Origin of the sequence: Sphaerotilus microaerophilus (genome assembly GCF_023734135.1) — a bacterium.
Classification (GTDB): domain Bacteria; phylum Pseudomonadota; class Gammaproteobacteria; order Burkholderiales; family Burkholderiaceae_C; genus Sphaerotilus; species Sphaerotilus microaerophilus.
This window is the reverse complement of sequence record NZ_AP025730.1, coordinates 2,273,805-2,298,422: the sequence shown is the minus strand read 5'-3', so window position 1 is coordinate 2,298,422 and position 24,618 is coordinate 2,273,805. Positions and strand designations below refer to the sequence as shown.

23 protein-coding genes are annotated in these 24,618 nt (G+C 72.0%); 6 read left to right on the top strand and 17 right to left on the bottom strand.

The features are described from left to right. Window position 1: 1 nt before the first annotated feature. The 7 genes from NGK70_RS10030 to NGK70_RS10000 form a co-directional block, all read right to left on the bottom strand. Entirely contained in the window at window positions 2-1,219 is a 1,218-nt protein-coding gene (locus NGK70_RS10030; protein WP_251973094.1) for a 4Fe-4S dicluster domain-containing protein, read from the bottom strand. A gap of 159 nt (window positions 1,220-1,378) precedes the next feature. Then, window positions 1,379-2,074 carry a TorD/DmsD family molecular chaperone gene (locus NGK70_RS10025; protein ID WP_251973093.1) on the bottom strand — a complete coding sequence of 232 codons (696 nt, stop codon included), beginning with the start codon at window positions 2,072-2,074 and terminating at the stop codon, window positions 1,379-1,381. Then, window positions 2,071-2,757: a 4Fe-4S dicluster domain-containing protein gene (locus NGK70_RS10020; protein WP_251973092.1), complete on the bottom strand. Its 687-nt coding sequence runs from the start codon at window positions 2,755-2,757 to the stop codon at window positions 2,071-2,073. The genes NGK70_RS10025 and NGK70_RS10020 overlap by 4 nt, the downstream gene beginning before the upstream one ends. Window positions 2,758-2,768: 11 nt before the next feature. After that, on the bottom strand, window positions 2,769-5,357 hold the full coding sequence (locus NGK70_RS10015) for a molybdopterin-dependent oxidoreductase (protein WP_251973091.1): 2,589 nt from the start codon (window positions 5,355-5,357) through the stop codon (window positions 2,769-2,771). Window positions 5,358-5,387: 30 nt separating this feature from the next. Continuing rightward, the gene (locus tag NGK70_RS10010; RefSeq protein ID WP_251973090.1) at window positions 5,388-6,209 is read right to left on the bottom strand and encodes a hypothetical protein; all 822 of its coding nucleotides are present in this window, start codon (window positions 6,207-6,209) and stop codon (window positions 5,388-5,390) included. A 114-nt stretch (window positions 6,210-6,323) separates the two neighbouring features. Then, window positions 6,324-6,869 (bottom strand): hypothetical protein, encoded by a 546-nt coding sequence (locus NGK70_RS10005; RefSeq protein WP_251973089.1) that lies wholly within the window; start codon window positions 6,867-6,869, stop codon window positions 6,324-6,326. A 139-nt stretch (window positions 6,870-7,008) separates the two neighbouring features. Then, window positions 7,009-7,350, bottom strand: coding sequence for a hypothetical protein (locus tag NGK70_RS10000; RefSeq protein ID WP_251973088.1), 342 nt, complete (start codon window positions 7,348-7,350; stop codon window positions 7,009-7,011). 296 nt (window positions 7,351-7,646) lie between these two features. Between NGK70_RS10000 and NGK70_RS09995 the strand changes: the two genes are divergently transcribed. From NGK70_RS09995 to NGK70_RS09985, 3 genes are all read left to right on the top strand, one after another. Then, window positions 7,647-10,625 (top strand): DUF748 domain-containing protein, encoded by a 2,979-nt coding sequence (locus NGK70_RS09995; protein WP_251973087.1) that lies wholly within the window; start codon window positions 7,647-7,649, stop codon window positions 10,623-10,625. A gap of 32 nt (window positions 10,626-10,657) precedes the next feature. After that, window positions 10,658-11,485 carry an SIR2 family NAD-dependent protein deacylase gene (locus NGK70_RS09990; protein ID WP_251973086.1) on the top strand — a complete coding sequence of 276 codons (828 nt, stop codon included), beginning with the start codon at window positions 10,658-10,660 and terminating at the stop codon, window positions 11,483-11,485. 79 nt (window positions 11,486-11,564) lie between these two features. Continuing rightward, on the top strand, window positions 11,565-13,562 hold the full coding sequence (locus NGK70_RS09985; RefSeq protein ID WP_251973085.1) for an aconitase family protein: 1,998 nt from the start codon (window positions 11,565-11,567) through the stop codon (window positions 13,560-13,562). Window positions 13,563-13,615: 53 nt separating this feature from the next. On the opposite strand, the gene NGK70_RS09980 is transcribed toward NGK70_RS09985, so the two are convergent. The 3 genes from NGK70_RS09980 to NGK70_RS09970 all read right to left on the bottom strand — a co-directional run bounded on the left by NGK70_RS09980 (window position 13,616) and on the right by NGK70_RS09970 (window position 16,029). Next, on the bottom strand, window positions 13,616-14,167 hold the full coding sequence (locus NGK70_RS09980; protein ID WP_251973084.1) for a Crp/Fnr family transcriptional regulator: 552 nt from the start codon (window positions 14,165-14,167) through the stop codon (window positions 13,616-13,618). Window positions 14,168-14,305: 138 nt separating this feature from the next. Further along, the gene (locus NGK70_RS09975; RefSeq protein ID WP_251973083.1) at window positions 14,306-14,914 is read right to left on the bottom strand and encodes an ABC transporter ATP-binding protein; all 609 of its coding nucleotides are present in this window, start codon (window positions 14,912-14,914) and stop codon (window positions 14,306-14,308) included. After that, a complete protein-coding gene (locus NGK70_RS09970; protein ID WP_251973082.1) occupies window positions 14,911-16,029 on the bottom strand; it encodes a 3-deoxy-7-phosphoheptulonate synthase in 1,119 nt (372 codons plus the stop codon). The genes NGK70_RS09975 and NGK70_RS09970 overlap by 4 nt, the downstream gene beginning before the upstream one ends. 92 nt (window positions 16,030-16,121) lie before the next feature. Between NGK70_RS09970 and NGK70_RS09965 the strand changes: the two genes are divergently transcribed. The 3 genes from NGK70_RS09965 to NGK70_RS09955 are packed head-to-tail and all read left to right on the top strand — an operon-like array spanning window position 16,122 to window position 18,836. Then, window positions 16,122-17,678: a histidine kinase gene (locus tag NGK70_RS09965; RefSeq protein WP_251973081.1), complete on the top strand. Its 1,557-nt coding sequence runs from the start codon at window positions 16,122-16,124 to the stop codon at window positions 17,676-17,678. Next, window positions 17,671-18,135: a hypothetical protein gene (locus NGK70_RS09960; protein ID WP_251973080.1), complete on the top strand. Its 465-nt coding sequence runs from the start codon at window positions 17,671-17,673 to the stop codon at window positions 18,133-18,135. Before NGK70_RS09965 ends, NGK70_RS09960 begins: the two co-directional genes overlap by 8 nt. After that, window positions 18,135-18,836, top strand: coding sequence for a response regulator transcription factor (locus NGK70_RS09955; protein ID WP_251973734.1), 702 nt, complete (start codon window positions 18,135-18,137; stop codon window positions 18,834-18,836). Before NGK70_RS09960 ends, NGK70_RS09955 begins: the two co-directional genes overlap by 1 nt. Before the next feature lie 50 nt (window positions 18,837-18,886). On the opposite strand, the gene NGK70_RS09950 is transcribed toward NGK70_RS09955, so the two are convergent. Genes NGK70_RS09950 through NGK70_RS09920 form a run of 7 tightly spaced genes read right to left on the bottom strand, consistent with a single transcriptional unit; the run spans window position 18,887 to window position 24,617 of the window. Beyond that, complete coding sequence (locus NGK70_RS09950; protein WP_251973733.1) at window positions 18,887-19,873, bottom strand: tripartite tricarboxylate transporter substrate binding protein; 987 nt, start codon at window positions 19,871-19,873, stop codon at window positions 18,887-18,889. Then, entirely contained in the window at window positions 19,870-20,589 is a 720-nt protein-coding gene (locus NGK70_RS09945; protein ID WP_251973079.1) for a hypothetical protein, read from the bottom strand. The genes NGK70_RS09950 and NGK70_RS09945 overlap by 4 nt, the downstream gene beginning before the upstream one ends. 2 nt (window positions 20,590-20,591) lie before the next feature. Beyond that, window positions 20,592-21,086 carry a hypothetical protein gene (locus NGK70_RS09940; protein ID WP_251973078.1) on the bottom strand — a complete coding sequence of 165 codons (495 nt, stop codon included), beginning with the start codon at window positions 21,084-21,086 and terminating at the stop codon, window positions 20,592-20,594. A gap of 43 nt (window positions 21,087-21,129) precedes the next feature. Beyond that, window positions 21,130-21,735 (bottom strand): hypothetical protein, encoded by a 606-nt coding sequence (locus tag NGK70_RS09935; RefSeq protein ID WP_251973077.1) that lies wholly within the window; start codon window positions 21,733-21,735, stop codon window positions 21,130-21,132. A 4-nt stretch (window positions 21,736-21,739) separates the two neighbouring features. Next, the gene (locus NGK70_RS09930) at window positions 21,740-22,549 is read right to left on the bottom strand and encodes a hypothetical protein (protein ID WP_251973076.1); all 810 of its coding nucleotides are present in this window, start codon (window positions 22,547-22,549) and stop codon (window positions 21,740-21,742) included. 11 nt (window positions 22,550-22,560) lie between these two features. After that, window positions 22,561-23,433: an ABC transporter permease gene (locus tag NGK70_RS09925; protein ID WP_251973075.1), complete on the bottom strand. Its 873-nt coding sequence runs from the start codon at window positions 23,431-23,433 to the stop codon at window positions 22,561-22,563. A gap of 8 nt (window positions 23,434-23,441) precedes the next feature. Then, window positions 23,442-24,617, bottom strand: coding sequence for a type 1 periplasmic-binding domain-containing protein (locus tag NGK70_RS09920; protein WP_428985585.1), 1,176 nt, complete (start codon window positions 24,615-24,617; stop codon window positions 23,442-23,444). Window position 24,618: the final 1 nt, after the last annotated feature.

Below are 24,618 nucleotides of genomic sequence, written 5' to 3'. Positions count from 1 at the left end.
GTCAGGACGCGGCGGGCAGGTCGTTGGCGGGAACGTTGGTGAGAACGTTGGTGGGAACGTCGACAGGTGGGGTCGGCTCGTGCTGCCGCACCCGGTCGCCCCGCCGCGCGGCAGCAGAACGGCAGGCCGGGCAGACCGGCACCGGGAGGGTGACGCCGGCCACCACCGCACGATAGGCCTTGCCACAACCGGGGCACTTGATGGCCATCAATTTGAGCCGGCGCTCACCGGCCGGCTGGCTGTTCGGCGCGGCCGGTTTCAACGCAGCGGGTGCGCAAACGTCCACGCAGAGCTGGCAGCCGCTGCACTGCGCCAGCGTCACCTGCAGCGCATCGGGCCGAGCGGCCGGGCCGAGCAGGTGGATCGCCCCGCTGGGACACAGCCGCGCGCAGGCGCCGCAGGCATCACAGCGCTGCGGCTGCAGCACCACGCCCCACAGCGCCGGCCCGGCGCCCAGGGCCTGCAGGCGCCGCATCGCCTGCAACCGCGGGGCCACGGCCAGTGGCCCCGACGGCAGCCCGGGCGGATCCACCTCCGGTGCACGACGGCGCAGCCCGAGCAGGGCCCGCCGGGCGTTGACGGGCAGGGCGTTGCCGGGCGGGGTGGCGGGTGGCGGCGTCTGGCGGCGATGGCCCTCCCCGGTCGCGGCAACAGCGTCGGCCGGCGGGGTGCGGTGCCAGGCAGCCAGCCGCTGCAGACGCAGGCCGGGTGCCGAGCGCAGGCGCAGCGCCGCATCCACGCGGGCCAGGCGTGCGGGCAGCAGCGCAGCGGGCGCCAGGCCCTGCGCGCGCGGACACCGCTGGCAGTCCCCGGTGGCCACCTGCAGGCAGCGCACGCCCGCGGCCTGCCACGCGAGCAGTTCCGCCTCGTCCACCGCGTGCACGCAGGGCCGCACGTGGGGGTCACCGGGCACGGCCGCCACCCGCTCGCAGGCCAGCGGCATGGCCAACTCGCTATTGGCCAGCCCGCTCGGGGCCAGCCCGCCATGGGCCAGGCGCACCGGCCGGGGCGCTGGCAGCGCGGCGGGAGGCTCCAGGCGCAGGGCGCCGGTCGGGCAGGCTGGCAGGCACAGACCGCAGCCATCGCAGCGATCGGCGTCGAAACCCAGGCCGTCGGCGTCCATCGACCAGGCCTGCGCGGGGCAGGTGCGCACGCAGGCGTCGCAACGCGCCAGCGCCGCGAGGCGGTGGACACAGCGGGAGGCGTCGATCTGCAGCATGCGCTTCGGCGGTGGGACAAGTCCCTCGGGAACCGACCGCCGGTGGGCCGGCCCGGTCGGGAAGAAAAAAAGGGGCGCTGCCCGTGGGCAGCGCCCCGCAAGGCGAGCAAAGCCTGGCCGCCCGCTCGCTATCCAAACATCATCCTCTGTGCCGGCGCTTCAGCGTCCACCCTGGGCCAGTCCCGACTCGTCACGGTCTGCTTCTACAGCCTCTTCGGCCCGCGCAGGGGGTCCCAGGCGCTCGCGCAGGCAGGTGCAGGCCTCCAGCGTCAGCGTCGCGAGGCCGGCGTAGACGGTCGTGCGGGCGCGCTGGGCAACACGCCCGGCAAAGGCAGGCAGCCAGGTGAGCAGGTGCAGGTCCAGGAACTGCCGGGCCTCCGCCGCGTCTCCCTGGTCGAGCAGGTGGGCGATGAAATCCAGCTCGTGCGCCAGGTGGTCGTCGGGCATGGCGCGCCAGCCGGGCACCGCTATGCCATGGCGCCGGTAGACCGCGCGCACCGCAAAGGTGGGCCCCTGCATCATCAGGTGGTCCTCGTCGCGCCAGACCGACTCGTAGGGCGAGGCCTTCAGCGCATGCGTGAGGTAGATGTCCGCGTAGTCGGCGGCCAGCGCATCGTCGGCACGCTGCGCGACGGCGTCCACCGGGCCGGGCAGCTGCGCCAGCGCCTGCGCGAGGCCTGGCACGCCCCCGCCCCCCGGCGCGGCCAGTGTCAGCCCCAGCGGAAAGCCGGCGCGATGCAGGGCACGCCACGTCGCCACATTGCGCTCGGCGGCGTGCAGCCAGGCGAGGGTGCGCAGGTCCTCGGCGGCTTCGCGCCAGGCGCACTGGCCAGGGTCGGGTAGCGGCGCGTTCACACCTTCCCCTTCGGATGGGCGACGAAGACGATCGACGGATTGGTCAGCTCCGGGTCGGCCATGTGCCGCACCTGGCGGACGACCTTGTCCTTCGGGCCGACCGCCTTGGTCGGGTGCTTCCCGGCGCGCAGCTGGTCGATCGGGCCGATGTCGAGCACCCGCATCATGCAGGCCATCACGCAGTAGGGCTTGCGGCCGGCCTGCAGCTCGTCGATGCAGAGGTTGCACTTCTTGACGAGGTTGTCGCTCGGGTCGTACTGCGGCGCGCCGTAGGGGCAGGCGGCCTCGCAGCGGCGGCAGCCGATGCACAGGCTGCTGTCGATGTCCACCACGCCGTTGTCGGCGCGCTTCCAGATTGCGCCGGTCGGGCAGGTCGGCAGGCAGGCCGGCTCGGCGCAGTGGTTGCAGCTCATGTTCACCTTGTAGGCAAACACGTCCGGGAAGCTGCCGCCTTCCACGTACATCACGCGGCGGAACCGCGGCCCCGGCGCCAGTCCGTTCTTGTCCTTGCAGGCGATCTCGCAGGCGCGGCAGCCGATGCAGTCGACGTTGTTGTGCACGAAGCCCAGCTGCATCGCCGGCTTCACCGGCTCGTAGGTGGTCGCGTCGCGCCTCGCCTGGGCGTCGGGCACGGCGGCCTTGGCGTCGGCGCCGAGCTTGCGGATGACTTTCTTCTCAGCCATGGTCGGTCACCTCAGTAGTCGCGGCGGAACACGGCCGAACGGGCGGTGCCCAGCTGGTCCCAGCCCGGCTTGTGGGCCAAGTCGGTCCGGCGGATGTCGACCAGGATGGTGTTGTAGGCAAACGCGCCAGCGGGGCTGGGCTCGTCCAGCGTCAGGAAGTCCGGGTTGCCGGCACGGTCCACCCCGTTGGCGTCGCGGTCCATCCAGGCGCCCTCGTAGAGCACCGCCACGCCGGGCAGCACGCGCTCGGTCACGTAGACCGGCACGACGCAGCGACCGCGGTCGTTGAAGACCTCCACCGTGTCGCCGGTCTGCAGGCCCAGGCGCTTGGCGTCGCTGGCGTTGATCGTCACTTCCTGGGTGCAGGTCTCGCGCAGCCAGGGAATGTTGTGATAGATCGAATGCGTGCGCTCGCGCGGGTGCGGCGTGATCAGGTGGAAGGGGAACTGCTTCGCCTTCGGGTGGTTGAGCGACTCGAAGGGCTCGATCCACTTCGGGATCGCCGGGATCGGGTAGCCGTACTGCGTCTTGGTCCAGTCGGTGATGCCGGCCAGGTAGGGGCTGAAGATCTCGATCTTGCCCGAGCCGGTCTCGAAGGGCTCGCCCTTCTCGATCTGGTCGCGGAAGGCCACCAGCGGCTGCTTGAAGGTGAACTTGTAGACGCCGTGCTTCTTGAAGTCGGCCCAGCTCATCGTCACGCCCTGGTGGTCCTGCACCTTCTTCCACCAGGCGACGAGGTAGGCCTCGTCGACCTGATCCGACACCTCGTTCTTGAAGTAATCCCGGGTGGCGCGCGGGTTGTAGCGCGGGCCGAAGTCCTTGAGCTTGGCGTCACCGGGCGCCAGTGCTTCGAGCCGGTAGGCCAGCTCGGTGAAGACCTGGAAGTCGGTCTTCGATTCGCCCAGCGGCTCGATGACCTTGGGCCGGTGGATGTAGTAGTGGCCCTTGTACCAGGGCAGCGCCACGTCATGGCGCTCGAAGTGCGTGGCAATCGGCAGCAGCACATCGGCCCACAGGCCCGAGGGCGTGATGGTGGCGTCCATGCACACCACCAACTCCAGCTTGCGGATCGCCTCGATTTCCTTGTTGATGTTGGTGAGCTGGTTGAACCAGTCCGAGCCCTGCCAGAAGATGCCCTTGATGTTGGGGATCCTGCCGTCGAGCTCGTCGTCGCGCGGCCAGAGGCCGACCTCCTCGCGCTTGACGTTGGGGTAGTTCAGCACGCAGTGCGCCCAGCGGTCGGACTTGATCGAGCCGAACCAGATGTTGGCGTTGTCGTCGTAGGGGTAGGCGGTCGACTCGGAGTGCCAGGCCTTGCCCACCCCCTCGGCGCTGCCGCCGAGCTTGCCGATGTTGCCGGTCATGGCCTGCAATGCCGCGGCCATGCGGTTGTACTGCTCGCCGTAGCTGGCCCGCCCCGGCGCCCAGCTGGCCTTCAGCGCCGCGGGCTTGGTGGTGGCGTACAGGCGCGCGAGCTTGCGGATGTCGGCCGCGCTCACGCCACAGATGGCCGCGGCCCACTCGGCCGTCTTGGGCACGCCGTCCGTCTTGCCCAGGATGTAGTCCTTGAAGTTCTCCGCGCCCGCGTGTTCTTTGGGCATCGTGCGCCGGTCCATGCCGAGCACGAACTTGTCGATGAAGGCCTGGTCCTGCAGCTTCTCGCTGAAGATCGTGTGGGCCATGCCGGCCATCATGGCCGCGTCGGTGTTGGGCTTGATGGGGATCCACCAGGCGTCGTAGACCGCCGCCGAGTCGGTGTACTGCGGGTCGACCAGCACGAACTTGCAGCCGCGCTGCTTGGCCAGCCGCATGTAGTAGAAGGTGTTGCCGCCGTGGAAGGTGTAGGCCGGGTTCCAGCCCCACATGATGATCAGCTTGGAGTGCGCAAAGGCGTCGTCCTCGTTGCCGTCCTCGATGGTGCCGAAGGTGATGCGGCTGGAGAAGGTGGTGCCCTGATAGCTCGGCACGCTCCAGGAGTTGGTGCGGCAGCCGAACATGCCCAGGAAGCGGCCCAGCAGCCCCTCGATCTGGTCGCTCTTGTGCAGCACGCCGTAGCTCGCACCGGCATAGCTCTGGTCAAGCAGCGCGGTCGGGCCGTAGTCCCGCTTCAGCTGCGTCATCTTCCTGGCGACGAAGTCCAGCGCCTCGTCCCAGCTCACGCGCTTGAACTGGCCGGAGCCGCGCTCACCCACGCGCAGCATCGGGTAGAGCAGGCGCTCGGGCGAGTACAGCCGCGAGCGGTAGCTGCGCCCGCGCAGGCAGGCGCGCAGCTGCGGCTCGGCCTCGGTGTCCTTGCCGAAGAAGCCGCCCTTCTGGTAGCGGCCGTCGTCGGTGGACAGGCGCACGATCACGTCGCCCTGCTTGTGCGCGACCAGCATGTGGCGCGAGCCGCAGTTGTGCGCGCAGGAGGTGCCCACGGTGGTCAGCTGGTCGTCGGTCGGATAGGGCTCGTAGGCGAAGGCCTGCGCCTTCTCCGGCACCGCGCCGGCGGCGCTCACCAGGCCGGCGGCACCGACGAGCTTGAGGAAGTCGCGCCGGTCGGCGGCGGCGGCACCGGCCACCGCGGCGGCGAGCGTGGGGGAGTCGTTGTTGTCGTTCATGTCGCGTCCTGCCGTTCGTTCAGCATCCGTTCAGGGCTTGGCCAGCAGATCGCTGACGAAACGCAGCTCGGACTCCGTCGGGCGGCCCTTGGCCCAGTCCGGCACGGCGGGGTCCATGCCCGGCCAGGCATGGCGCGCATAGGGGTAGTTCGTGCGGTACCAGGCCCGGCCGCCGTGGCAGCCATAGCAGGTGTCGCTGCTCTTGGCGCCTGCGGCCTCGATGGCGGCGGCGTTGAGGTAGTTGACCTGGTGGCGCACCGTACGGATGTTGGCGTGGCACAGCAGGCAGTTGTTCTGGAACATCTCGCGGCTGCGGTGCCAGGGCTCGGGCAGGCCCATCACGGTGTAGTTCATCTGGCCGTGGCACTTGAGGCAGGTCTTCTCGGGCGCGACCATCTTGCGCAGCGTGAAGTCGCCGCCGGCTCGCGCCGAGGTGGCCGAGCTCCAGGGGTTCTCGTCGCGCGGGTCGTTGCCCTGGTGGCAGGTGGTGCAGCGCAGGGCCATCACCTCCTTGGCGAACGCAGTCGTGAGGTGGCGGCGGTGGAAGGTGTCCTGCTCGCCACTGTAGGTGGAGGTCTGCTGGTACCAGGCCTTCGCGGTCGCGGCCTTCAGGCCGGCCGGCGAGGTGGCGCGCACGGAGGGCCGGAGCACCTCGGCGTGGCAGGCCAGGCACTGGGCGTCGGTGGCCCGGTCGATCGCCGGCTTGAAATGGATCGCGTCGTAGCGGGCGCGTTGGTAGTCGGTCGGCGCCGGGGCGGCGGAGGCGGTTTCGGCAGCCTGGGCGGATGCGAGCAGCCCGACAGCGGCCAGCACCGTCACGGCCAATCGCCGCAGCACGACAAGGGAACTCATGGGGGAACTCGGGACAGGGTTTGCGGCAGCGGCCGCGATGGCGCGGAGGGCCGAAGCCCTCCGCCCGCAGTGTGGCGCCGACACCGGGCCGGCGCCACACCGCTCGTCAGGCAATCACTTCTTGCCTTCCATGCCGGACATGCCCTTCTGGCCTTCCATCCCCGACATGCCGCTCATGCCCTTTTGGCCCTGCATGCCGCTCATGCCGGACATGCCCTTCTGACCTTCCATGCCCGACATCCCGGACATGCCCTTCTGGCCTTCCATACCGGACATGCCGCTCATGCCTTGCTGGTCGGCCTTCTTGGCCTTCTTCGCCTTCTTGGCCTTGGTCTTGCCTTCCATGCCGGCCATGCCGGACATGCCCTTCTGGCCTTCCATGCCAGACATGCCCTTCTGGCCCTGCATGCCGGACATACCGCTCATGCCCTTCTGGCCTTCCATGCCGGACATACCGCTCATGCCCTTTTGGCCTTCCATGCCGGACATGCCCGACATGCCCTTCTGGCCTTCCATGCCCGACATGCCCTTCTGGCCCTGCATGCCCGACATCCCGGACATGCCCTTCTGGCCTTCCATGCCAGCCTGCTGGGCGTAGGCGGACGAAGCGAGGGCGGCCAACACCGTCAGAGCAGCGGCGACTTTGCTGATTTGCATCATGATTTCTCCGTATCGATCGATCAACACATGTGGGCCACAGGGCCCTCTTCATGCCCGTCGTGTCGTTGCACGCGGGCTCTCTCAGGGCAGGTCGGACGTGGGTCCGCCCCGCCGTGAACGGGTGATGGCGGCAAGGCGCTCAGGGCCTTCCTGCCGCAGACGGTGGGTGCAGCCCGCGCAGGTCGTAGCGCCCGGTCATGCCGGGGGCGAACATCGGCGAGAACCAGGCGCCCTGCTCGGCGATGCGCTCGACGTTGCCCGGCCAGGGCTGGCTGATGCCCGCGAGCCGGCGCTGCTTGAGCGCCACGTCGGCCACCACCGCAGACAGGCGCGGCGCGGCCGCCGGCCGTCGATCCGGTTGCAGGCCGGCCACGGGCGCACCCGCCACGGATGCACCGGCCACGGATGCACCGGCCACCGGTGCATCGACCGCCTGTGCCTGCACCGCCAAGCCGGTCAGCAGACCCGCCAGCAGCGCCATTCCAACCCTCCAAGGTCTGCAAGACATGCTCACCCTCCTGCCCTCTGTACTGCAAGCGGCGTGCCGACAACCCCACGGGGTACCTCCCTCGCCAAATCAAGGACTTGGCGCGCTGGCCCGCCCGACGCGCCTGCCAGCTCGGCAGGCCAGCCTGCCAAAGTGACAGGCCAGATCGGCAGGACATCACGAACGAGCCCGCCTGGCCCGACGGCCCTGAAAAGCATGCGGACACATGGGCAGGCGGGCCCCCGCTTACGATCGGCGCTCCACTGCCTGCCTGGCCCCACCTTGCCCGCATGACCGACCTGCCTCCGAACGAGCTCTCGTCTCCCGCGTCCTCCCCCGCCCTTCGCCCGCCCGCGCCACCCCGGCCCCGGCGGGCCCTGCGCTACGCCGCCTGGGGGCTCGGCGGCACGGCCCTGCTGCTCGGCGCCAGCGCCGCCGCGCTGACCTGGTGGCTGCCCGGCTGGCTGGCGCCGCGCATCGAGCAGATGGGCAGCGAGGCACTGGGCACGCCGGTGAAGCTGGCGCGCATCGAGCTGCAGCCGCTCGCGCTGGCCGCCCGCATCGAGGGCCTGCGCATCGGCCCTGAGGCCGCACCCCTGTTCCAGCTGGCCGAGGCGAGCGTCGAGCTCTCCGCCCAGTCGCTCTGGCAGCGCCTGCCTGTGGTCAGCCGCCTGACCCTGCGCGCGCCCGAGCTGTGGATCCAGCGCGGTGAGACCGGCCCGTACAACGTCCAGCCCGTGCTCGACCACCTGCGGGGCTGGCAGGCGAAGCAGCCGCCCTCCCCGCCCAGCGCCGAGCCGGCCCGCTACGCGCTGCACAACCTGCGCCTCGAAGGCGGGCGCATCCACTACCTCGATGCCCCGCTCGGCCAGCGCCACGAGGTGCAGGCGCTGACCATCGGCCTGCCCTTCCTCTCCAACCTGCCCAGCGACGTAGCCATCGACGTGCAGCCGCAGCTCGACGCCACCGTGGACGGCAGCACGCTGCGCCTGGGTGGCCAGGCCCGGCCCTTCGCGGCGCAGCACCCGGCCACCCTGGCGCTGCGCTGGCAGGGCCTGCCGCTGGCACCGCTGGCCTCGCTGCTGAAGGCCGCGCTGCCGCCCGAGCAGGCCATCGACCTGCAGCAGGGCACGCTCGATAGCGACCTGCAGATCGCCTTCGAGACCCGCCCCGCCCCACAGCCGCCGCGCCTGCAGGTCACCGGCCGTCTGGCGCTGCACGGGCTGCAGGCGCAGGCCGCGCCGCTCGACAGCCGGCTGCGCTGGCAGGCCCTGACGCTCGACGGACTGGACCTGGCGCCGCTGGAGCAGCGCTACGCCGTCAAGACCGTGCAGATCGACGGGCTCGACGGCGAGCTGACCCTGTGCGGCGCGAAATCAGCCACAGCGGCTGCCCCGCCGCCCGCGGTTCAAGCGACTCCAGCCGCCGCTGCCGCGTCTGCGGCGCCCGCTGCCCCCGCCCGCGCGCCGCTGGTCGCGCTGATCGACACGCTGCGCTGCGTGGCCTGCCGCGTCGCCGTTACCGACCGCAGCGTGCAGCCGGCCACCCGCATCGAGCTGCAGCAGACCGAGCTGACGTTGTCGAAACTCTCCGCCGACCTCGGCCAGCCGATCGGCGTCACGCTGCAGACCCGCCTCGCCACCTCGGCCGGGAGCCAGACGCCGGCGATCGGCCAGCTCGACCTGCAAGGCCAGGTCCGCGCACGGCCGCTGGACGTGCAGGCCACCCTGAAGCTCGCCGGCATCGACCTGCGCGTCGCCCAGCCCTACCTCGCGCCGCAGCTCAACCTGGTGCTGGCCGGCGGCCAGCTGGATGCCGAGGGCCGGCTCGAACTGGCTCAGCCAGCGGACGCCCCCAAGGCCCCGCTGGCGGCCCACTACGCCGGCCGCCTCGCGGTGGGCGGGCTGCGCACGCTCGACAGCGTCAACGGCGCCGACTTCGTCGCCTGGCAGCGCCTGGGCTTCGACGGGCTGGACTTGGCCTGGCAGGCCAACGCCCTGAAAGCCAACCTGGGCCGCATCGGCCTGAACGGGCTGAACGCCCGCCTGATCCTGCACCCGGACGGCCACCTCAACGTCGCCGACATCGCCCGGCGCAGCCCGCAGGCCGCGCCGCAGTCGATCACGACGCCGCGCACGGCGGCGGCAAAGGCGGCCCCTGCAGCCAGCACCCCGGTGGCAACTTCAGCGGCCGCCTCACCCCACCAGATCCGCTGGCAGGCCATCGCCCTGCGCGACGGCGCCGTGCACTTCAGCGACACCTTCATCAAGCCCAACTACTCGGCCCGGCTGACGCGGCTGCAGGGCAGCGTCTCGGCGCTGAGTTCCAGCACGCCGCAGCCCGCCGACGTGAAAATCGCCGGTGCGCTGGACGACGGCGCGCCGCTGTCCATCGGCGGGCGCATCCACCCACTGGGCGCGCGGCTGTTCACCGACATCGAGGCCAGCGCCCGCGGCATCGCGCTGACGCGCCTGAGCACCTACGCCGAGCGCTACGCCGGCTACGCGATCGAGAAGGGCTCGCTGTCGGTCAAGCTGCAGTACAAGATCGACCAGGGCCGGCTGGAGGCGCAGAACCAGCTCTTCCTCGACCAGCTCACCTTCGGCAACCCGGTCGAGAGCGCCGAAGCGACCAAGCTGCCCGTGCTGCTGGCCGTCTCGCTGCTGAAGAACCGCCGCGGCGAGATCGACCTGCACCTGCCGGTGGCCGGCACGCTCGACGACCCGCAGTTCTCGGTCGGCGGCATCGTCTGGAAGCTGCTGCTGAACCTGCTGGAGAAGGCCGTCACCGCGCCCTTCGCGCTGCTGATGGGCGGGGACAGCGGTGAGACCGCGCAGATCGACTTTGCGCCCGGTTCGGCCGAACTCAGCCCCGCCGCGCGCGAGCGCCTCGATGCCCTGGCTGCCAAGCTGACCGACCGCCCCGGCCTGAAACTCGAAGCCACCGGCCATGCCGACGCGCAGCGCGATGGCGCAGCCCTGCAGGCCAGCACCAACCGGCCCGCGGCGGCGGCGGCCTCTGCCCCCACGCCCGCACGGGCGGGCTCGGCAGCGGCCCCCACGGTCCCAACGGCCGACATCGCCCCCGCTCTGCAGGCCCTGGCCGACCGCCGCGCCGATGCGGTGATGGCGCACCTGGGCGCCACCCTGCCGCCCGAGCGCATCCTGATCACCCGCTCGGTGGTGGATGCGACCACAGCCCCTGCAGCGGCGGACACCGCCGCGTCGGCCGTCGGCCCGGGCAGCACCGTCCAGTTCAAGCTGCGCTGAAACCACCGCCTTGCATCCGTGCCGCCTCCGCCATGAACCCCACCGCCCCCGCCGTCCCCGCCGAATTGACCGCCGCACTGCGTGAGGCCCGCCATGTCGTCGTCTTCACCGGCGCGGGCGTGTCGGCCGAGTCGGGCATCCGGACCTTCCGCGACGCGCTCACCGGCCTGTGGTCCCGCTTCGACGCGATGGCGCTGGCCACGCCCGAGGCCTTCCGCGCCGACCCGGCGCTGGTCTGGGGCTGGTACGAGTGGCGCCGGCTGAGGGTGCGCCAGGCCCAGCCCAACCCGGCCCACCACGCCATCGCCGACCTGGCCCGCCGCCTGCCGCGCCTGACGCTGGTGACGCAGAACGTCGACGACCTGCACGAACGCGCCGGCAGCCCCGCCGATGCACGCCCGGTGCTGCACCTGCACGGCAGCCTGCACCAGCCCCGCTGTTTCGACTGCGCCACGCCCTTCACGCCCCCCGCCGACGCCGCCGCGGTGGCCGACCGCGACGCACCGGCCGGCTGGCGCCCGCAGGCGCTCGACGCCGACGGCCTGCGCCTGCCCCCACCGCCTTGCCCCGCCTGCGGCGGCCTGATCCGCCCCGGCGTGGTCTGGTTCGGCGAATCGCTGCCCGCCCATGCCCTGGCCGCCGCCTTCGACGCCGCCGAGCATTGCAACCTGCTGCTCTCGGTCGGCACCTCGGGTGTGGTCGAGCCCGCCGCGTCGATCCCGCGCCTGGCGGCGCGCGCCGGCGCCTGGGTGGTCCACGTCAACCCGCAGCCGGTGGCGGCGGGGGGCGCGAGGACGAGACAACTCACCGGTGCCGCGGGCGAACTTCTGCCCCTCTTCCTGGCAGCAAGGGTCGACTGAAGCGGGCTCTCAGCCCCCGAGCTACCGCACCGCGCAGGCCGCGCCAGAATGCGGGCGCTGCGCCACCGCCCCGTCCACCATGACCACGCTCCCCCTGCCCGGCCGCCTGCTGTTCCTGTCCACCTCGGCCGAGGTCATGGCGCGTCAGCTTGCCGGTGAGCGACTGGGCCGCGCGGACGCCGGCACGCTGCGCAACGACGTGTCCACCGACGAGATCACGCCGGTGCCGATCCTGACGCACTACGACGACCGGCTGGGCGACTTCGCGCACACGGGCTTTCAGGTCGAGGGACAGCGGCCCTTCGCGCCGGGCAGCCTGCGCGCAGGGGGCTTCAGCGTGATCGTGGCGGGGCGGCGTTACGGCAAGGGCTCGTCGCGCGAGCACAGCCCGGCGGCGGAGCGGCTGGCGGGCATCCGGCTGGTGATCGCGGAGAGCTTCGAGCGCATCTACCGGCAGAACGCCGACAACATCGGCCTGTTCACCAGCACCGACCTGGGGCTGGTGGCACGCATCGAGGCGGGCGAGGCGATCGCCATCGACGAGCTGGTGGCCGGGCGCGATGCGCTGGCCGCGGCCATCCTGCGCGCTGGCGGGCTGCTGCACTTCGGCCAGCAGCAGCTGAGCAGCATGCGTGTCGGTGAAACTGGAGCCGATGCCGATGCCGATGCCGACGCCGACCGGCCGCGCACGCTGTTCGAGAAGATCGTCGCGCGCCGTGCGCTGGCCACGCCGCAGACCTCGGCCCGGCCGGCGGTGGGTGATGGCGCCTTCGTGCGCGCTGACCGGCGCTTCATCCACGAGTACTACACCGGCATGTGCGCGCACATGCTGGGCGCCACCTTCGGCGCCGGCCTGCGGCTGCACGACCCGGCCAGCATCGTGGTGTTCGAGGACCACACCAACTACGTCGGCGAGAGCCCGGCGCACCTGCGCGGCGGCCTGGTGCCCAACGTGCTGGCGATGCAGGCGGCGCAGCGGCGCTTCTCAGCCGAGCACGGCCTGACCGAGCACCGCACGCTGAACGAAGACGAGGCGGCGCGCGATGATGGCACCAACGTGGCCGGCATCTCGCACGCGATGGTGGCCGAGCACTACGCACTGCCCGGCCAGGTGGTGGTGGGCACCGACTCGCACACGCCGCACAGCGGCGCGCTGGGCTGCGTGGCCTTTGGCGTGGGCACCACCGACATGGCGAACGCCTTCGTGACCGGCGCGGTGCGGCTGACGCTGCCCGCTGTGCTGCGCATCGAACTGGCCGGCGCGTTGGCGCCGGGCGTGACCGCCAAGGACGTGCTGCTGCACCTGCTGGCGCTGCCGGCGCTGCGCGCGGGGGCGGGCGTGGGCAAGGTGTTCGAGTTCGGCGGGCCGGTGGTGCGCTCGCTCTCCACCGACGAGCGCGCCACGCTGACCAACATGACGGCCGAGCTGGGCGGATTCACCGGCATCGTCGAGCCGGACGCGGAGACACTGCGCTTCCTGAAGGAGCGCCGCGGTGTGGACGTGGCACTGGCGCCCTGGATGCGCAGCGACCCCGGCGCGGCCTATGCCGAAGTCATCACGGTGGACTGCAGCGCGCTCGGGCCGATGCTGGCGCGCCCGGGCGACCCGGGCAACGGGCTGGCGCTGTCCGCGCTGGCCGACCTGGGCGAGCCGGCACGCATCCACATCGCCTACGGTGGCAGCTGCACCGCCGGCAAGCGCGAGGACTTCGAGCACTACCACGCGGTGCTGGCCTGGGCCGCCGCGCGCGGGCTGCGCGTGGCGCCGGGGGTGCAGCTCTACCTGCAGTTCGGCACGACCGCGGTGCGCGACCACTGCATCGCGCAGGGCTTTCTCGCGGCCTTCGAGGCGGTGGGCGCGCGTCTGCTGCAGCCCTCCTGCGGCGCCTGCGCCAACTGCGGACCGGGCTCGTCCACCGCCGCCGACCAGGTGACGGTCAGCGCGATCAACCGCAACTTCCCCGGGCGCAGCGGCCCGGGCCAGGTCTGGCTGGCCAGCCCGCCGACGGTGGCCGCCAGCGCGATCGCCGGGCGGCTGATCTCCTTCGAGGCGCTGCGTGCGGAATACGGCGACTGATCACGGCGGCTGAGAGGCCCGCCGCCCGTTCGGCAGGCGCCAGGACAGCAGCGCTACAGCGACTGGAAGACGCTGTCCACGCCGGCCGGCTTCTCGCCCATCGTGGCGCGAAACAGCAGCTCGTCGGTCACGCGCAGGCGGCGGCTGAGTTCGCGGCCGATGTTCATCTGGATCAGCGCGAACTGCTCGGCATCGTGCTCGAACAGCCGCAGCAGGTCGCCCGGGCCGATCTCGATGGCCGTGCAATCGCTCTCGGCACGCACGGAGGCGCTACGTGCCGACAGGTCCATCAGCGCCATCTCGCCGAAGCAGTCGCCCGCGCCCAGGCTGCGCAGTACCAGTTCGCGGTCGCCCCAGCTGCGCCGCACCGAGACCCGGCCAGTCTCCAGCACGTACATCACCAGCGCCCGGTCACCGTGGCGGAAGAAGAAGTCCCCCCGCGCCACGCTGCGCAGGCGTGTCTGCGCGAGCAGGAATTCCAGCGCATCCGCGTGGATGGCCCCGAATATCGGCATGCGCTGCAGCATGTCCAGGCGGTCGTGCAGCAGGGCCGGGGACAGCGTGGACGTGAACGAGGGGAACGGGGTGTTGGACGTGATCGACATCGGTGAGTGCGAGTCTCGCCGAACGCCGCGCAGCCGCCGCGCTGCGCCGGTGGGATCGGCAGGCTGGCAAGCATGCCCGCGGCCAGGCGCGGCGGTTGCAGCAAGTTGTATCCGCCGCCCGCTGAACCGGCTTCAGGCTCAGTCCCCCAGGTCGATGCAGCCCGCCCAGGTTACGTCGGCCAGGCTGGCGGGGCGCTCGTGGTCCGCCACCACCCAGAGGCGCGCTTCGTCGTCGGCCGCCTCGGCGAGCAGTTCGTCCAGCACCCGGGCCGAACGCGCATCCAGCGCCGCCCAGGGGGTGTCCAGCAGGGTCAAGGTCGCCCCGCTGGCGGCGGCGCCGACCAGGCCGACCTTGCGCCGGCTGCCGGCGGAGAGCATCTCCATGCGCTTGCCCAGGTGCTCGCCAAGCCCGAAGGCCTCGACCAGCGCCTCGGCCACATCGACGCGCCAGCCAGCAAAGTGGGCCTGCCGCTCGGCGAGCCACTCGCGCGCCACGACGGCGTCATGCGCCGGCTCGCCCGGCTGCTCCCACCAGAGGCTGCCAACCCGGCGGCTCAGCGTGCCACCCGTCGGCGCGAGCTCACCGGCCAGCAGCCGCAGCAGCGTGGTCTTGCCCCGGCCGTCGCCACCTCGCACCAGGGTCAGGCCGGGCGAGAGCGTGAAACCCAGGTCGGCGAAGACGGTGACGCCCGGGTGGGCGAAGGTGAGGCGCTCGGCACTGACCCGCGCCACGGGAGGCCGGCTCACGCGCGCCCGCGCCGCGCCCGCACCGCCTGCGCCAGTTGTTGCAGCACCGGCTGGGTCTGGGCCCAGCTGATGCACGCGTCGGTGATGGACACGCCGTGCGCCAGCGGCTGGCCGACCACCAGGTCCTGGCGGCCTTCCTGCAGGTGGCTCTCGATCATCACGCCGGTGATGCGGCGCTCGCCGGCGCTGATCTGCGCAGCGATGTCGGCGGCCACCTCGATCTGGCGGCGGTGCTGCTTGCTGCTGTTGGCGTGCGAGCAGTCGATCATCACCTGCTCGCGCAGGCCGGCGGCGCGCAGCATGGCACAGGCCGCCTCGACGTGCTCGGCGCCGTAGTTGGGCGCCTTGCCACCGCGCAGGATGACGTGGCAGTCGGCGTTGCCGCGGGTCTCGAAGATGGCGGCCTGGCCCATCTTGGTCATGCCCATGAAGGCATGCGGCGCGCTGGCCGAGAGGATGGCGTCGCTGGCCACCTTCAGGTTGCCGTCGGTGCCGTTCTTGAAGCCCACCGGGCAGGAGAGGCCGGAGGCGAGCTGGCGGTGCGTCTGGCTCTCGGTGGTGCGCGCGCCGATGGCGCCCCAGGCGATCAGGTCGGCGATGTACTGCGGGCTGAGCAGGTCAAGGAATTCGGTGCCGGTGGGCAGGCCGATCTCGCTCACGTCCAGCAGCAGCTGGCGCGCGCGCTTGAGGCCCTCGTTGATGGCGAAACTGCCGTCCAGGTGCGGGTCGTTGATGTAGCCCTTCCAGCCCACCGTGGTGCGCGGCTTCTCGAAGTACACGCGCATCACGACCAGCAGGTCGTCGCTGAGCTGGTCGGCCTCGTGCTTGAGCAGGCGGGCGTAGGCCAGCGCCTGGTCGTGGTCGTGGATCGAGCAGGGGCCGACGACGACGATGAGCCGGTCGTCGCGGCCGTGCAGCACATCGGCCATCGCGGCGCGGCTTTGCTCCACCAGCGCCAGCGTGGCGTCGGGCACGGGCAGCCACTCCTGCAGCAGGGCCGGGTTGATGAGCGGGCGCACCGCGCCGATGCGCACGTCGTCGATGCGGGTGCTGTCGTGGGTGGCGTCGCGGGAGCCGGCTTCGCGGTCACGGCGGGGGTCGTCGATGGTGGGCATGGGCGGGAGGGGGCTCGCTGAGTCGCTGGGGAACACGGAGTGGTGGATTATCCCGGGCCGCCAGCGCCGCGGACTGGCCCGAGAATGGGCGCATGCCCATTGCGCTGCCCCTGGACCTACCCCGCCTGGTGATGCGCCGCGCCACCGCGGTGGGACTGCTGGTGCTGGCGCTGGCGCTGGGCCTCGGGCTGCAGCGCGCGAACGAGGACATCCGCGACGAGGTCGATGCCGCAATGCACCTGGCCACACTGATGAGCCGCCTGGGCACGCTGGCGCCGCTGGACGACGCGGCCGCGCTGGCCTCGCTGCACGCGATGCAGCAGGAGGCGCCGCTGCGCCACCTGGCCCTGCACATCCACCGCGCGGACGGCCAGACGCTGCTCGCGCCGCTGCCTCACGACGAGCCGCCCTGGCTGGCCGCGCTGCTGCGGCTGCACGACCGGCTCGGCCCCAGCGACGCGCCGCGCCGCGTCTCCTGGCTGGTGCCGCGCCCGGGCGCCACCGCCTGGGTGATCTCGCTGGACGCCTCGGCCGACAGCGAGCGGCGCGAGGCCCTGACCAACCTGCTCGCCACGCTGGCCCTGCTGCTGCTGGCCATCGTCGGGCTGCTGGGGGTGATGCACCTGAACGTGCGCCGTGCGCTGGCGCCGCTGGCCACGCTGGTGGGGGCCATCACCGGCATCGAACGCCAGGATCCCCAGGCCGTGACCCGCCTGCCGGCCCTGCCCCTGCGCGAGTTGGAGGCCATCGCCGCGGCGCTGCGCCACCTCGCCAGCGCACTGGAGGAGGCCGAGCACCGCCGCCGCCTGCTCAGCCAGAAGCTGCTGACATTGCAGGAAGACGAGCGCCACCACCTGGCCCGCGAACTGCACGACGAACTCGGCCAGCGCCTGACCGCGCTGCGCTTCGACGCCGCCTGGCTGCAGCGCCGGCTTGGCGAGGCGGCACCGCAGGCTTCGGACACGTCGGCTGCCGACTGCGAACTCGCCGAGGTTGCCGACGTCGTGCAGGGCATGGCGCAGCGCTGCGCCGAGCTACAGCAGGACGTGCGCCAGCTGCTCGGCCAGCTCAACCCGCTCGGGCCGGAGGGCGCCGGCGGCGATGCGCCACCGCTGCCCCTGGCGCGGCTGCAGCAGCTGCTGGCCGCGCTGGTGCAGAGCTGGCAGGCCACTCCGGTGCAGGCCGCGGGCGCAGCGGCACCGCGCTTCGAGCTGGCCTTTGGCGCGGGCACCGCGCAGGGGCCGCTGCGGCCCCTGCCGCCCGGGCGAGCCGAGGCGCTCACGCTGCCCCGCCCGCTGCTGCTGGCGCTGTACCGCCTGAGCCAGGAGGCGCTGACCAACGCGGCCCGCCACGCCCAGGCCGGCCACATCCACCTGCGCCTGGCCCTGGACGAAGCGGCGCTGCCCACCACGGCCGCCCAGCTGCACTGGGCCGTGAGCGACGACGGCATCGGCATCGCCGACCCCGGCAGTGCCGTGCAGCGCGGCAACGGCCTGGGCGGCATGCAGGAGCGCGTGTGGGCGCTCGGCGGTCTGTGGCACAGTGGCCCGGCGCACGCCCACGCGACGGGCGAGCGCCCCGGCTGGGAGCTGCGGGCCAGCCTGCCGCTGCCGGCGGCCTCCACCGACAACCCCCGACCCCATGCGTGACTTCCGCCCCTACCTCGCCAGCCTCACCTCGCCGATGGTGGCGCTCTTCCCCGTGGCCACCGTGGCCGTGCGCCAGCTCGACGCACCCACGCTGATCGCGGCCAGCCCGGGCGGCGAAACGCCGCTGCGCGCCATCGGCCTGGTGCTGATGCTCTTCCCGATCGCCTACATGCTGCTGGCGCTGGGCGCGCACCTGATGGCGCGCAGCTTCCTGCGCAGCGGCCTGGACACGCGGCGGCGCTTCGTCGCTGGCGCCGGGGTGCTGGCCCTGGTCACCGCGCCGCTGGCAACCGCCGCCGCCTACCTGGCCGGCTGGCCCGGGGCGCAGGACTTCCCGCCGGCCTGGGGCGCGCTGACGGCGCTGTTCGTCATCTCCGCCCTGCCCAGCTCGGCCTGCTGGTGGTGGATCGCCGGCCCCGGCCGCGCCCAGCTCGCCGGCCGCGGAGCCGCCGCGTGATGCCAGCCATAAACCCAGCCACGGACCCAGCCATCGCGCCGGCCATCGAGCCGGCTATCGCCCTGGCACCAGGCCTGCGCATCGCCCTGGCCGACGACCATGCGATCGTGCGCGTGGGCTTTCGCCGCCTGCTGGAGCTGGAGCGCGGCGTGCGCGTGGTGGCCGAGTTCGGCGACGCCGAGCAGGCCGAGGCCGCCCTGCTCGGCGCCGCCCCGCTGGCGGTGGACGTGCTGATCCTCGACCTCTCGATGCCAGGCCGCAACGGCCTGGACCTGCTGCGCCAGCTGCACGCCGAGCGCCCGGCCCTGCGCGTGCTGGTGGTCAGCATGCACGACAGCCCCACGATGGTGGCCCAGTGCCTGCGGGCCGGCGCCGCCGGCTTCGTGCCCAAGAGCGGCGAACCGCAGGCGGTGGTGGACGCGGTGCACGAGGTCGCCCAGGGCCGGCGCGCCCTGCCCGCGGCACTGGCCCAGGCGCTGCGCTCGCTCGACCCGCAGCTGCCGCACGAGCAGCTCACGGCCCGCGAGGCCGAAGTGCTGCGCCACCTGATCGCCGGCCTGGGCGTGGAGGCCATCGCCCGCCAGATGGGCCTGAGCGAGAAGACCATCTCCAACTACCAGACCCTGGTGCGCCAGAAGCTGGGCGTGGGCAGCGCCCACGAGCTGCTGCGCTACGCAAGTGAGCACGGGCTGGTGAGCTGACCCCACCCATGCGCGCGGGCGGGTGAGCTGATCAGCGCCTCAGGGTGCCGCTACTGCGCCGCCTTCGCCAGCCCCAGCCGCTCCACCACGCGGCGCTCGGCGGCAAAGGTGTCCTTCATGACCCGGCCGTAGTCCTCGCTGCCCAGGTACGCCGGCTCCTGGTCGTACTTGGCCAGTTCGGCGATGTGGGCCGGGTCGAGCAGCGCGGCCTTGAAGGCGTCGTGCAGCACCTTGATCACGGCGCTCGGCGTGCCGCGCGGTGCGGCCAGACCGTAGGGGGACATCGCGACGATGCCGTGACCCAGCTCCTTCAGCGTCGGGACCTGCGGCCAGCGCCGGGTGCGGTGCTCGCCGAAGGTGACCAGCAGGCGCAGCTTGCCGCCGTCCACGAAGGGGGCGAAGCCGTTGGAGTTGACGCCCACCATGACCTGGCCGGCGCTGACGGCGATCATCTGCTCGGCGGTGCCCTTGTAGGGCACGTGGGTGTAGCTCAGGCCGCGCTTGTCGAACAGCTCATCCATCACCACATGCGGGGTGGTGCCGGCGCCGTTGGTGGCCACCGTCAGCTCACCCGGGTGCGCCTTGGCGAAGGCGAACAGGTCGTCCAGGCTCTTGAAGGGGCTGCCGGCGGTCACCACGATGCCGAAGGTGACGCCGGTGAGCTGCAGGATCGGCGTGGTGTCGCGGATCGGGTCCCAGAGCAGCTTCTGCACATGCGGGGCGCGAAAGACCGGCTGCGGCAGCTGGGCGATGGTGTAGCCGTCCGGCGCGGCCTGCTGCAGCACGGGCATGACCAGCGTGCCGCCGGCACCGGCACGGTTCTCGATCAGCACCTTCTGGCCGAGCTGGCGGCTGGCGAGTTCGGCCAGCACGCGCATCGTCAGGTCGGTGGCGCCGCCGGCCGGCCAGGGCACCCAGAGGGTGACGGGCCGGGTGGGGAAACTGGTGGGCGGCTGCGCCATCACATGCGCCGCCGCCGGGCCGAAGGCCAGCGCGGCCAGGGAGCCGACGACGCGCCGGCGTGACAGGGAGGTCATTGCCATGAGACGAGATCCAGGGTCTGGGTGCCACCCATCAGGAAGGTGGAGTTGGCCGGCTCGCTGCGCTCCACGCGCACCAGGCCGACGCCCTTGCAGTACCACTCCAGCGTGGTCAGCGGCATGTCCTTCCAGCCGTTGACGGGGTCGGCGAACAGGCGCAGCAGCGCCACGCCCTTGACGCGCAGGCAGTCGCTGAACTCACCCGCCGCGGTCCGCACCTTCTGGCCCGTCGCCTCGATGGTGTAGTTCATCGGGATGGCCGGGTGGCTGTGACGGATCTCGGGCGGGAACTCCTGCCGCCGGCGCAGCAGGTAGGCGGTGGTGTCGGCACGCCAGGTGGTGCCCACCACGAGCGGCGCCTTCAGCACGTAGCGCGGCGTGGCGTCGCGGCGCGGGTCTTCTTCCAGGTCGGTCTTGGCGGCGACGCGGTAGATGCCGCTGTCGTCGCTCTTGAGCCAGTAGTCCAGGCCGGAATCGCTGCGCCGCCGCCAGGTGCTGCCGCTGGTTTCCAGGCGGTCGCTGCCCTCGTTGCTGAGGGTGAACTCCTCGCGCTCCAGCGTGTTGTTCTCCCACTCGCTGGTGACGCGGTAGGTCCAGCGGTGGCCGGATTCGAGCGGAAAGTAGCCCTCGCCGGGCGACTGGCCACAGCCGGCCAGGGCCAGCAGGCCGAGCAGCGCCGTCGCGCCGCACAGGACAGGGACAGGGCGCCGCACGCTCACTTCTCCGGCAGCTGGGGCGAGGGCAGGTCGCGGATCTTCACCGCCTGCTCGTCGTTGCCCGGACGCAGCCAGTTCAGGCCGCGCTTGCCGGCCTTGGGCTCGGCGGTGCCCAGCTGGCTGACGCCCTGGCGCGACTTCTTGATGCCCTCGTTGAGCAGGGCGTGCAGGTCCTTGGCGTAGGGCAGCTGGTAGGCCCGCGGCGCCTTGGACGGCTTGCCGTTCTCCAGCGCCTGCACCCAGACGTAGAGCGCGCCCGAGCTCTTGCTGCTGGGCTCCTCGATCACCGCGGCCAACAGCACGAAGCGCTCGGGCAGCGCGTCCGTGCTCGGCCAGCCCCACATCTGGTGCACGGCGTCGTCGGCCCAGAAGTAGAAGACGGTCACTGCCGCCACCAGCAGCGCCTTGAGCCAGCGCGGCCAGGGCGACCAGGTCAGCGCCAGCACCGCCAGGGCGGCCAGCACGACGAAACTGAGGACAACGGCCAGGGTCATGGGAGTTCGCGGGGTTCGCTCGAAGGAGGTGGTGGGGCGTCGCTCAGAACCGCTGCACCAGCGTCTTGGGCAGGGTGTTGACGTTGTTGACCGCCCCGTCGGGCAGCACGGTGAAGCGCACCAGCGTGGCCTCGTCGCCCTTGCGGGCCAGCGCGGCCGTGCCGTAGTAGACGACCTCGGCGCGCGGGTTGACCTTGACGATCGACACGGTGGCCTCCACCGGCTTGCCGTCCTTGGACTCGTAGTAGTGCGCGTTGACGGTGTACTCGCCGGGCGCGATGCCGCGCAGCGTCACGACCTCCTGGTTGAGCGGGTTCACCACTTGGCGGCCGTTGACGACGATGCTGTCGTTGGCCAGCCCCCGGTCGTCGCGGTCCAGGTGCATCAGGCCGGCCTCGCGGGCGCGGAACCACACCAGGTTGCCACCCGGGTCCTGCACCCAGGTGTCGATGTCGTTGGGGTTCATGTCCGGCCAGGACACGGTGACGATGTACTCGGCCTTGGCCGGGATGTCGCCGGCCTTGAGCGCCTTCGGGTTCATTGCCAGCAGGGCGATGATGAAGCAGAAGACGAAGGCGATCAGCATGTTGAACAACATGTCGTAGAAGGGGTCGACCTCCGCCTCCCGCGAGTGGCGCCCTCTGCGCATCGCCTCAGGCCCCCTGCGTCGGCGCCGCGCCGTGCGCCGAACCGATCGTCAGGCCGATTCGCTGCGCGTCTGCCACGAGCAGATCGGCAAAGCGGTCCAGCCGCGTCAGCTGCAGGCCCAGCAGGATGTTGCCGACCAGGCCGACCATCGTGGTCAGCAGCGCCACACCCAGGCCGGAGGTCAGGCTGCGCAGCAGGTCCTGCGACTGCGCGGCGTCGAAGCTCTGCATCTGGCCGATCTGGATCGCCAGGATCGAGAAGCCGATCACCTTGCCCAGCAGGCCCAGCTTGAGCTGGATGCCGTTGACCCACCAGGCGGTGTGGTGCGCGCCGTGCGTCATCTCGGTCAGCAGGTCCAGCGGCGCGTCGGCGTCACGCGGCGCCAGCGCCAGCGCCTGCCAGTACTCGGCCGCCCAGCCGCGCTGGGCCTCGGGCTGCATGGCATCGGCCGTCGGGCGCGTGCGCAGCCAGCCGGCCAGCCCGGCGTGCTGCAGCGCCGCGTGGTCGTGCCGCAGGCGCTGACGCTGCTGCTGCAACTGGCGTGAGCGCCCACCCGCCCACAGCGTGGCGACCGCGAAGATCACCACGATCACGATCGTCAGACCGGTGGGGTCGGAGGTGAACAGCAGCTTCCACACCCCGCGCACGCCCAGCAGCCAGGTCGCGAAGACCAGCAGCCCGCCCAGCGTCAGCCACTCGAACAGGATCGGCTCGACCGGCGCGGCTGCGGCCGAGCGATCCCGCCCGACGCCTGCGGCGCGCGCCAGGGCCCGGCCCGCAAATCCAAGGGTCGAACCCAAGGTGGACCCCAGCATCGACACTGCCTTCACGACGCACCTCCCGGAGCGCCGCCGGGGCCTCCACCGCCACCGCGCTTGGTCAGCGCACCGAAGCCGCGCTGCGGGTCGTAACCCCAGCTGGCAGCGAAGAAGCAGATCGCCAGCGTGGCCAGCACGATCCAGGGCGAGAGGCCCGGGTCCTTGCCGTACAGCGCATAGCGCAGCCACTCCACCGCATGCGTGAAGGGGTTGAAGCGGGCAATCTGGTAGACCCAGCCGGCGCCGGACTCCTCCAGCTTCCACAGCGGGTACAGGGCAGTGGACATGAAGTACATCGGGAAGATGACGAAGTTCATCGTGCCGGCGAAGTTCTCCAGCTGTTTGACGTAGACCGACAGCAGCAGGCCCAGCGCGCCGAGCATCAGCGCCGCGCTGACGGCGGCCAGCAGCACGTGCGGCAGGTGCCAGGCGCTCGCCTCCGACCCCGTGCCCAGCAGCGGCAGCTCGGTGCCAATCAGCCAGGCCACCACCACGAAGGCCAGCGCCTGCGCCAGCGACAGCACCGCCGTGGCACAGAGCTTGGCGAAGAGGATCCACCAGCGCGGCAGCGGTGCGGTGAGCAGCAGGCGCATCAGCCCCATCTCGCGGTCGTAGACCATCGCCAGGCTCGACTGCATCCCGTTGAACAGCAGCACCATGCCGATCAGGCCGGGCGCGATGTAGACGTCGTACGAGATGTAGGTGTCGTAGGGCTCGGCAATCGCCATGCCGAAGACGTTGCGAAAACCCGCCGCAAACACCGCCAGCCAGAGCAGCGGGCGCACCAGCGCGGAGACCAGCCGGCCGGTCTGGCGGCTGAACTTCATCAGCTCGCGCGCGACGATGGCCCACAGCGCCTGGAAGGCATGACCGAGCGTCATCGGGCCCCTCATCGCGCCACCTTGCACAGCTTCTCGGGTGCATCGGCGCCGACGGTGTCCAGGTTGTTCTTCGGGTGCAGGATGCCGTCGACCGGCGCGCTGCCGATCACGCCCTGGCCGTCGGTGAGCAGCAGCGGCTGGCGCAGCTGGCCGTCCCAGGCGCGGAAGCTCATCGGCACGCCCTGCGAGCCGTCCACCTCGCCCTCGGCCAGCGCGCGGTGCACTGCGGCGGCCGGGCCCTTGGGTGCGGCCACCACCGCAGCGGCCAGCGCCTTGCCGGCCAGCCAGGCGGTCCAGTCGGCCGCACTGATCGTCCGCTTGGCCTCGCGGGCAAAACGGCGGCTCACCTGCGGTGCGCCATAGCGCTCGAACTGCGCATGCCAGGCCACGGCGACCAGCCCCGCATCGCCCACCACCGGCCGCGGCGTGGCGGTGCGGTAGGGCAAGGTGCGGGCAAATTCGCCGTCGGTGTCCACCACCCAGACCACGTCGTGGCCCCCCTGGGTGAGCAGCAGCGGGTTGGCCAGGTCGCGCTCGCGCGGGTCGCCGGAGAGCTTGAAGGGCTTGCTGCCGCTGAGCTTCAGGCCGTAGCGCTTGATCGCCGCCTGGGCCACCGCGCTGCGCTCGGCATCCGCGGGCGTCGGCCCGGTGAGCAGCAGCACCTGGCTCCACTTGCGCGCCACCAGGGTCTGCGCCAGCGCGTCGGCGCGCATGCGCTCGCTCGGGGTGACGTGGTACAGGCGCGGCCGGCAGTCCTGCTGGCGCAGGCGGTCGCTGGCGGCGCTGACGTTCAGCACCGGCAGCTTGACCGCATCGGCCACCGCCAGCGTCGCCTCGGCGCTCAGGTCGGTCAGCACGGCCAGCGCGCCGGCCTTCTCGGCCTTCTGCGCCGCCGCCTTCGCATCGGCGGCGCTGGCCACCGGCACGGTTTCCAGCGCCAGGCTCGCGCCGACCGACTCCAGCTCCAGCTTCGCCTCCTTGAGCGCCGCCGCCACGCCGTCGGCGGCCGGCCCGGTCGGGTGGCCGAGGTAGGCCCGCTCGACCCGGGCACGTTCCAGCCGGGCATCGTCGGCCGGCTGCAGGAGCACGACCTTGAACGCGGCGGCCTGGCTCAGCGTGGCCATTCCCAGGCTTCCCAGGCCGCCCGCCAGCGCGAGCAGGCGGTGCACGGGCGCGCGCCTCATT